Origin of the sequence: Geomonas sp. (assembly GCF_035254065.1) — a bacterium.
GTDB lineage: Bacteria > Desulfobacterota > Desulfuromonadia > Geobacterales > Geobacteraceae > Geomonas.
Window position 1 is genome coordinate 1 of sequence record NZ_DATFBA010000056.1, and the last position, 6,301, is coordinate 6,301.

Sequence of the window (6,301 nt, forward strand, 5' to 3'; positions counted from 1 at the left end):
AGGGGGGGAGGTCTGGTGGCGGGGAGGTCTGAGGGGGGGAGCAACACACAAAGAGGGGCGCGTATCGGGCGCGCCCCTCTTTGCTTTCTGCAGTAATCCAGCTTATTTATTCGTGGCTAGCGGATCAGCGCAGGGCAAAGACGGTGACGGGTCCGCCGCTGATGGCCCTCACCCCTCTCATGCCGAGGTCCACCGGGCTGCTCTGCGCGCTGAAGTATTCGGTTCCCAGCTGGCCGAAGAGGGCGTCTCCACAGCCTAGGACGGAGGTGTCCTCCTTCAGGAAGATGGTGCAGTTGCGTCCCAGCACCACCGAGTCCACGTTCAAGAGGTGTGGTACCTTCACCGGCATGTTCTTGGCGGTTGCGGTGCCGTCCCCCAGTTGACCGAAGCGGTTGGCGCCCCAGGTCCAGACCGTGCCGTCCGATCTGAGTGCTGCCGTGTGGCTTGATTGTGAGCCGCAGGAGATGGAGATGATCTCGGAAAGCACCTGCACCATGACCGGCCGTACCTTTTCCTGCACCGTGCCGTCGCCTAGCTGCCCGTGCTGGTTGAGCCCCCACGCCCAGACGGTGCCGTCCTTTTTGAGCGCCACCGAGTGGTACTGTCCTCCCGCGATGTCGACGATATCGGAGAGGCCATGGACCTCGATGGGGGTTGCGCGGTTGACGGCGTTGCCGTTGCCGAGCTGGCCGAAGATGTTGAACCCCCAGGCCCAGACGGTGCCGTCGTGCTTGAGCGCCAGGGTATGGTTTTCTCCGCAGGCGATCTTGCGGACGTCGGTAAGGTTGGGGACATGAGTGGGAGTCGGCGAGTAGGTCTCCACCGGGCGGCCGAGCTGCCCGCAACTGTTGAGGCCCCAGCTCAGCACCTCGCCATAGCAGTCCAAGGCCAGGGAATGGCTGGTCCCGGCGGCGACGGCGACTATCCCGGTGAGCGGTGCGCCCCCCTTGCCGTGCACCTCGGTGGGGATGTTGCTGTTCATGGTGTTGCCGGTCCCCAGCATGCCGAACACGTTGGAGCCGAACGCCAACACCGATCCCTCCGCGTGCAGTGCCAGGGTGTGGCTCTCGCCGCAGGCCATCTGCAGGATGCCGGCCAGCTTGCTGGTTACCGGTGACCGGACGATGTTGGCGTTGGTGCCGTCGCCGAGTTCCCCGTCGGTGTCGTACCCCCAGCCCATGATCGCATCGGAAACCATCGCCCCGCCGGTGGCGATGCGATACGGCCCGCTCTCCACGTTCACCGTGCTCACCATATTCCTGGAAAGGTTGATGATGGAGACCGAGTTGCTTCCGTAGTTGGCGACGAAGAGCATGGTGCCGGTTTCGTCGATGGCGAGCCCTCTGGGATTGTTGCCGACCCGGTAGCTGCGGACGATCCGCCGGCTGGTGGTATTTATCGCCAGCACCTGGTGGTTCTGTTCATCGGAAACGTAGACTTCGTTGCCGAAAGGGCTGATGGCGATCCCTGCCAGGCTGATGCCGTTGAAGAAGCGGGACATGGTATAGCCGGGAGAATCGAGCTGCAGTTCGATGAGTCCGCCATCTATCCCTTCGCAGGCCATGAAAGCGACGGTGCCGGCGGAATTTATGGCGATATCCCGGACCTGCCTTCCGGTGGGTAGCCTTTTGATTACCGCATTGGTGGCGGCATCGATGATGGTGGCGTCATACCCCCCTGCGATCACCTTGCTGCCGTCCGGGCTGAAGGCCAGGCAGGATGAGCTTACCGGGATGTTGGCGATGGCGTTGGTGCGCAGGTCGATGATCGAGATGCTGACGCCGAAATTGGAGACGAAGAGCTTCCCCTCGTTGGGGCTGACGGCGATGCCGGCAGGTTCGGGGCCCACCCTGATATAGGTGGGGAGTACGATATTGCTGGCGGTGTCGAGCAAGGAGACCGTGCCGTCGCCGGAGTTGGTTACATAGGCCTTGGTCCCGAAGCGATTGATGGTTATCCCGAGGGGACTTACCCCCACCCGCAGGTTTTTGACCACTCTGAAGGAGGTGTTGTCGGTGTTTTGAATGACGGCGATGCTGTTCGTCGTCATGTCCGTGACGTAAATGTATCTGTGCATACTGTTGCCCCCAATGCTTCACGGTGAGATCGTTATGAGCCGGTGATCTGCGGAGAAAATACGAACGGAAAAGGCCGGTTGGCGCAGAGCGGCCAACGCAGTATCGCAGTGGCTGCTTCAGGCAATCCGGCCTCTTGGAACGACATGGGGGGCGAAAGAAAAAGTCTGCGCTGATATCACATAGATAAGCCAAGTTCTGGATTTGCCGTCACTTTATTCGTGCGCCACGGCTTCCTTAAATGGTAGACAAAGGGAAATCGCTGTCAAAATTATAATGTCTTAAGTTCAATGGTCGCAGTTGGTGAGGAGATGTCGAGGGCGCTGTCGAAATGATGAGCATACTGCACGGAGTTTTGGTAGAATCTGCCGGCCCGGAAGTAACAATACCCTCGCCCGCCCTCACCCCCGCCCTCTCCCCCAAGGGGGCGAGGGGGTGGTCGGCGTGCGTCGCAAAGAGTAGATGAAGTGGCGAAGTGATGAAGTGTGAAGTGGAAGGCCGGGAAGGGGGACGTATGAGAAGGTCGACCAGGGTGAGGAGAGCGGGAGCATCGCCGGCGGGTGGAGCGGGGCGGTTCTGGCTTTCCTGCGTCCTCTGCCTGCTCCTTTGCCTGCCGTCGCCGGCCTTCGCGGGAGAGGATCACATCAGCCCGGTTCCCAACAACTACTGGAGTTTCATGGCCGGGGCGCTCTCCGGTATCGCGCTCCACGAACTGGGGCACGTGGTGGTTGCTACCACCGAGGGGTACGACATCCACCATGACGGCCCCTCCATCACCTATTCGCCCCCCTTCAGGTCGAAATCCGACCGGCTGCACGTCAGCACCGCCGGATTCCAGAGCCAGTGGCTGGTGACGGAGGGGGCTTTCTACCTGCGGGACAAGGCTCCCGATTTCACGGGAGGGCTGATCGCCGCCCACCTCGGCATCACCGCCGTGTACCTGTTCGGCCTCAAGAACAATTCCCAGAGCGACATCACCAGCGCCTCCATCGCCACCGGCCTCTCCCGGACCTCCGTCATGCTCCTTGCGCTGCCACCGGCTATCCTGGACGGTTGGCGGTTCCTCGGCAACGATCCCCCCTCCTGGCTCGCGCCCGTCTCCATCGGCTACAAGGCCGGTATGATCACCGGTATCTGGGTGTTTTAGCGCGGGAAATTCGGCGCGAACTTCCTCATTGCCTCCACATTTGCTCCTCATTTAGGGCCTATGGTTATCTCACAAGGAAGGAGATAGACGGTACCTGTCTGGGGCTTCCCGAAAGGCGAATTAAATAGTATTCCCTTAGCGCCGTGACAGGTCTCCCGATGTCACGGCGCTTTTAGTTTGCAGCAAAACCATGGCCGACACGGCCGGCGGAGAGCATGAGGCCGCTCACCCCTCTTAACGACATGCTCTCAAAGGAGTGAGGAGATGAGGAGGACGTTACAGCTTGTACTTTCCATGCTGCTGATGGCGAGCATGCTGTCAGGATGCATCGTGGTGCCTCTGTGGGGCGATGGTGGCTATGAGCACCACCACGGCCACGGCTACTACGGCCGCAGATAGTGTGGCATGAACTCCCCTCGCCCCCTTTGGGGGAGAGGGGCAGGGGGGAGGGTGGGTTTTGCCACTCTCTCCCCTGTAGGGATCCGGGTATCAAAGGCCGAGGGTTTGGGGGTTAGCGGCCGAGGCTGGCTTCCATCTGCACGTGATAAGGGCGGGTGGTGTAGGCGAGGTAGAGGGGGGCGTCGCGGTATTCGAGCAGCACCCGCAGGCGGTCGCGCATCACCGAGCCGGTCACCAGTTCCAGGGCCTGCTCTTCGCTGAACCAGCAGGCATCCACGCTGTCGTCGCTGCAGTTCACTTCCCCGCTCTGGTAGCGCCCGAGAAAGGTGAAGATCACCGCCGAGGGAGGGCTCAGCATGGACCAGACCGCAGCCAAAGGTCCCGGCTCGATCTCAACCCCGGCCTCTTCGCGGACCTCGCGGCGCAGGGCATCCAGCAGGTTTTCTCCCTCCTCCACTCTCCCCTGGGGAATCTCCCACCCTCTCTTGTAGTGCTTGATCAGCAGCACCTGGTCCTGGTCGTTACGCACCAGGCAGCCCACCACGGTGGTGTGGCGGGGATCATTACCGGTCGACATGTCTTTCCTTTCTCTGGGTGGAATAACTGCGGGGCATTATACAGAAAACGTGCTGTCCAGGGCATCGAAATCAAGGGTGCTCTCGGCCAGCGAGAAGATGAGGTCCAGCTTTTCCCGGTCCTCGGCCACGATCTTGGAGATGTCACTGTTGATGCGTTGGTAGAGGTCGGCGGAGATGCTCTTCTCCGCCCGGATGTAGGGTATCTCGCTCTTGTCGAGGATCTGTTGGGTGATCTCGTTGATCGGCATGCTTCCCGAGATGACCAGCCCCACGATCAGCGGATGGTACTTGGGCATCTGGTACAGGTGCGCCAGGGTGACCAGCAGTTCGTTCCGGCTGCTGGTGACGACGATCAGGGACGGCTCCTTGAGCAGTTCCATGAAGCGCTGGGTGGAGGCGGCAGCGACCAGCACCCGGTAGATGATGCGCTGGAGTTCACGCTGGTCGCCGTGCACCGGGAGATCGAGCACGGTGGAGATCCGGCGCAGGGTCGGGTTGGCCAGCACCGGCTGGTAATCGAAGCCTCCCAGCACCTGGAAGGAGCGCCGCCCCAGCGCGCGCCGCAGGTAATCCAGGGTCCGCTCCCGCTTCTGGGGGATCAGCTTGTTGGCCAGGATGGCGCGCAGATCGACCCGTTCCTTTTCGAAATAGGCCTCGATCATCGCCAGCCGGTCCACCACGTCCCCCAGGCCGCCACCGGTCACCAGCAGGACCGGCGCCTGAAGCATGTGCGCGATGCGGGCGTTGGATATCTCCATGATGGAGCCGACGCCGGGATGGCCGGAACCTTCGATGACGATGAAATCGCACTGCCGTTCCAGCGTCTGGTAGGCTTTCAGGATCCGCTCCTGCAAATGTTCGGGGGGGAGTTCGCCGTCCACGATCTGGCGCGTGATGCCGGGGGTGAGCACGACGGGGGACATCATCTCCAGGTCCCATCTCAGGTCGAAGACCTGGGCCATCAGGGCGACGTCCTTGTCGATGACCTTGCCGCGGAACTGGACGGTGTGGCCTCCAAATGGCTTGATGAAACCGACGTTGCGGTATTTCTTGGAGGCGAGGTGCATCAGACTGATGCTGGTGGTGGTTTTGCCGCTGTTCTTCTCGATGGCGGCTACGAACACTTTCTTTGCCATGTCGTCTCCCGTCCCGGCCGGCCGTGCGTGAAACAAGGCCGGCCCAGCATTACGGTAGACTGTCAGGAGAATTTTGTAAAGGGGAACCCTCTCCGGCGCAGGCTGCGAAGCCGTATACGCGCCGGAGAGGGGATCGTTATTAGGGAAGGGGCTGCTCCACTATTCGGCTGGGGGAGTTACTTGAAGGCGATCACTTCCAGCTTGCCGTAGTCGCCCCGCTGGGCCTTCAGCGCCCGCCGCTCCAACTCGATATCCTTTCGCTGCTCCCTGATGCTGCGCCTAAAGCGCGAGATACGGCCGCCCAACACGGTCTGTTGCAGCACGAAGCCGAGCGCCAGGTAGGAAGCGATGGCGACCTTGCGCTTGAAAAGGAATCCCACCGCTGTCCCCAACAGCAGGGCAGACGAGATGAGGGTGAGGTTCTCCAGGGCGCTCTCGCCGAGCCATTGGAGGTCGAGGCGGCGGAGCTGGGGATTTATGTCCGGGACCTGATCCGCGTAATAGTTGAGCGGGAGATCCGAATACTTTTCCATTTTTTCGTCGGGGCTTTCCTTCCTTTTCAGAAACGGCATCGCGTCCTCCCTCGCTGCTGGTTTTGGGCCCTACGGGCCTCCGGTTATGTTAACATGGGTTAACTGACAGGCGATCTCCCTGTTCCCCCCTATCATCCCCTTTATGTCCCTTCCGCTGCAAGGGGAGAGATAGGTGAGGATGGGAACACCGCATCTAACAGGAGGTGGAGATGAACTTGTACGGATTGAAGAGGTTTGCGGGGTTGGCGGCCTTCGTGGTGCTCTCGGGGACGCAGGCGTGGGCAGACGATGCCCCTCCCTCCATGGGCCAGCAGGGTGATGCTCCCCCCGAGGCCGTGGCAGCGTGCAAAGACCAGCGTGAAGGGGCCGCCGTCGATTTCCTCACCCCCAACGGCGACTCCATGCACGGACTCTGCAAGCGGGTGGGCGATGG

The 6,301-nt window shown here is 61.4% G+C and carries 7 protein-coding genes; 3 read left to right on the plus strand and 4 right to left on the minus strand.

What is annotated here, in order from left to right:
• Positions 1-124: 124 nt before the first annotated feature.
• Positions 125-2,050 carry an RCC1 domain-containing protein gene (locus tag VJ604_RS02950; protein WP_324079894.1) on the minus strand — a complete coding sequence of 642 codons (1,926 nt, stop codon included), beginning with the start codon at positions 2,048-2,050 and terminating at the stop codon, positions 125-127.
• Between the two features lie 539 nt (positions 2,051-2,589).
• Between VJ604_RS02950 and VJ604_RS02955 the strand changes: the two genes are divergently transcribed.
• On the plus strand, positions 2,590-3,222 hold the full coding sequence (locus VJ604_RS02955; RefSeq protein WP_324079895.1) for a hypothetical protein: 633 nt from the start codon (positions 2,590-2,592) through the stop codon (positions 3,220-3,222).
• Between the two features lie 264 nt (positions 3,223-3,486).
• A complete protein-coding gene (locus tag VJ604_RS02960) occupies positions 3,487-3,621 on the plus strand; it encodes a hypothetical protein (protein WP_324079896.1) in 135 nt (44 codons plus the stop codon).
• Positions 3,622-3,733: 112 nt separating this feature from the next.
• Here VJ604_RS02960 and VJ604_RS02965 read toward each other — a convergent pair whose 3' ends face one another.
• The 3 genes from VJ604_RS02965 to VJ604_RS02975 all read right to left on the minus strand — a co-directional run bounded on the left by VJ604_RS02965 (position 3,734) and on the right by VJ604_RS02975 (position 5,868).
• A complete protein-coding gene (locus VJ604_RS02965; RefSeq protein ID WP_324079897.1) occupies positions 3,734-4,198 on the minus strand; it encodes an NUDIX hydrolase in 465 nt (154 codons plus the stop codon).
• Positions 4,199-4,234: 36 nt separating this feature from the next.
• Positions 4,235-5,335, minus strand: coding sequence for a phosphotransacetylase family protein (locus tag VJ604_RS02970; protein WP_324079898.1), 1,101 nt, complete (start codon positions 5,333-5,335; stop codon positions 4,235-4,237).
• 176 nt (positions 5,336-5,511) lie between these two features.
• Positions 5,512-5,868, minus strand: a complete 357-nt coding sequence (locus VJ604_RS02975; RefSeq protein ID WP_324079899.1) for a hypothetical protein — start codon at positions 5,866-5,868, stop codon at positions 5,512-5,514.
• A gap of 209 nt (positions 5,869-6,077) precedes the next feature.
• Between VJ604_RS02975 and VJ604_RS02980 the strand changes: the two genes are divergently transcribed.
• The coding region (locus VJ604_RS02980; RefSeq protein ID WP_324079900.1) for a hypothetical protein at positions 6,078-6,301 on the plus strand (224 nt) is incomplete at its 3' end.

Coding starts and splice junctions, on each gene's coding strand:
- VJ604_RS02960 (WP_324079896.1), top strand. CDS start 3,487: ATGAGGAGGACGTTACAGCTTGTACTTTCCATGCTGCTGATGGCGAGC.
- VJ604_RS02975 (WP_324079899.1), bottom strand. CDS start 5,868: ATGGAAAAGTATTCGGATCTCCCGCTCAACTATTACGCGGATCAGGTC.
- VJ604_RS02955 (WP_324079895.1), top strand. CDS start 2,590: ATGAGAAGGTCGACCAGGGTGAGGAGAGCGGGAGCATCGCCGGCGGGT.
- VJ604_RS02950 (WP_324079894.1), bottom strand. CDS start 2,050: ATGACGACGAACAGCATCGCCGTCATTCAAAACACCGACAACACCTCC.
- VJ604_RS02970 (WP_324079898.1), bottom strand. CDS start 5,335: ATGGCAAAGAAAGTGTTCGTAGCCGCCATCGAGAAGAACAGCGGCAAA.
- VJ604_RS02965 (WP_324079897.1), bottom strand. CDS start 4,198: ATGTCGACCGGTAATGATCCCCGCCACACCACCGTGGTGGGCTGCCTG.